Below are 2,237 nucleotides of genomic sequence, written 5' to 3' on the forward strand. Positions count from 1 at the left end.
GAATTATCTACGAACTGATCTACACCGTCAGCCACGATTACTCTGTGTGGGCCAAAGATGTCATACATCAGGTCACGATGTTCTGTGCTCCAGTCCTGTCCCTCATCCACCAACAAAAAATCGTAGGGTGGAGAAAACTCTTTGCGGTAGGCACTTATGTCTGCCCACGTTTCATTCTCCTTTGGAGTACAGTGGCACTTCTTGCCTCCAGCCTTGCTGGCACAGCACGGCACATTTTCCTCCAGGAATGTCTTTGGGCGTCTCAAAGCACGTAGAAAAAGGGCCTCGCGTTCTTCCAGATCGTAGAGCTTACCCGCACATTTTACCGCATACGGTCCGAACGCCAAACTGAACAACTCTTTCATCAGCATCCAGCGGGTCTCTACCTCGGGCACCGGGGAGATGTCTTCATGGCGATCTCGAATGATGGTCATGGCTCGCGCCATGTCAGAGATGAGCCCATGATTGTAGGTCACAATTCTTGTGCTTTTGCCCTGTCGTGCAAGATAAATGGCCATCTGTATCAGTGCAAAAGTCTTCCCAGTTCCGGCGCGACCATGAAACATCAAAAGTCCGCTGCCAAAGTCGCGGACGTAGTCCTGTTTGTCCGCATCGAAACGCTTCTACGTCAGCGCATTGACGCGTTTCAAATCAAGTCGTGTGGGCTCGACTTTGACTGTCAGAACCTCGACCAAGCTATCGTAACTATGGAGCTGGCTGCCCTGTCTCGTTGATCCGAGAGTTTGCACTTTTCCTTGAGCATTGTTTATTTCGCAGCAATCTATCAACTGCTTCCAGCTCAGACCTTCGCCTAAGATTTTCGTGCGCCCATTCGGCTGTGCTTCGCTCAGAATATCCGTCGGAATACGAGGCAACCAGATAAGTGACTGTACAAATGTTTTATTGCGCCGGGCCTTTCCTAAATATGCGTATTCCTGGAGGTGCTTTAACGCCCAGACCTGCGCTTCGGCCTGTCCTGTGGCATCATGCCATTTATCGCCATATTGCACTTCCAAATGTGTGCCATGGAACCGAATAGCGTCGGGCGAGTGTTGCTTCACTTCAACGCAAGCAACGAAAGACTTCACGGGAATGCCTCGAGAGGTGCAGAATAATTCATCCGATCTGCGCAAATCTTCGAACACCAAAACGCAATCAATTTCACGGTTTTGCGCGAATACTTGTTGTACAATCGCAAGGCGGATACCAGGCCGCTCAAGTTCCGGCGCGCTGGTAATGAGCGCGGTCTTCAAAAGTTCCGCGTTGGCATTTTCCGAAGTTTTATTTGGGCCGAGCAACTCAACGGTCATTTATGTCTCACTCATTCATAAAGATTCTCACTGCCATAATCCGGAAAAATGTCATAATTTTGAGCTAGTTAGTAAATTCAAGGAAGGCTTGTGGACTTGTCACACTTTTGGGCCGCCCAAGTGCTCGTTTGAACCCAAGACCTTCATCATTCCCGAGCTCAGGTGAACACCCGGATTCCTTCGGAGTGGGAATGGCCAACCCCTTCGCGCAAACTCAGCAGCCACGCTGGCTACCATTTTTTTCAGCATTTACAAATTTGCTAAGCCACTTTCCAAAATACTCGCGTGACCTCGAAGCAAGAAAAGGTTACCACGGGGCCTTAATCAGGTGCGCCCACTAACCTGCAACCCTAACGGTAGGTGTGTAGGGGTTTGCAGTGTTTAAGGGGCTTGGCAGGACCGCACGGCACGTGCACCACAAACCCTGTGGTGGCATGCACTGCAACCCACCCTTACATACCTGCGCTTGCGCGTCCTGGCGCTAAATTCTCTAAACAGGGCTGTCGGACATCCAATACGATCGCTCAGAAGGCTGCCATTCCCCCCGCATGCTAACAGTTGATCGCGGAGCCGAATTACCGTCATATTCGAATGTTGGAAGTGTGTTCATTATTGTCTTTGGCAATGTTTCTCACCCATAAGTTTATGCCACTAGTGAACTGTCTGACATCAGCGCTTATGGATCCTAATAGGTGAATTGCTAAGAGAGGGTTTGTTGCTAATTGTAACCACTGAGGAGTGGACGATGAGACCCATGCAGAGAGATCCATACAAAGGCACATGACGCTACTATAACGAACACGCAGCAGAAATAGCTTTGTGCTGAGAAAACTTGTGGTAGCGTTTATGCAAAAGTTATTGAATCACTTTCCAATGGAGCATGCAAAAATGATGCTGAAACCCCTCATGATTGCCCTTGTGAGTGCC

The 2,237-nt window shown here is 49.4% G+C and carries 2 protein-coding genes; both read right to left on the reverse strand.

Features of this window, described 5'->3' with window-relative positions; translation table 11 throughout:
* The coding region (locus ACSHWX_RS18395) for a hypothetical protein (RefSeq protein ID WP_435669662.1) at window positions 1-434 on the reverse strand (434 nt) is incomplete at its 3' end.
* Between the two features lie 189 nt (window positions 435-623).
* Window positions 624-1,310 (reverse strand): hypothetical protein, encoded by a 687-nt coding sequence (locus tag ACSHWX_RS18400; RefSeq protein ID WP_435669663.1) that lies wholly within the window; start codon window positions 1,308-1,310, stop codon window positions 624-626.
* Between the last annotated feature and the right edge of the window lie 927 nt (window positions 1,311-2,237).

This window comes from Maritalea sp. (assembly GCF_051251695.1).
In the GTDB taxonomy this organism is placed as follows: Bacteria; Pseudomonadota; Alphaproteobacteria; order Rhizobiales; family Devosiaceae; genus Maritalea.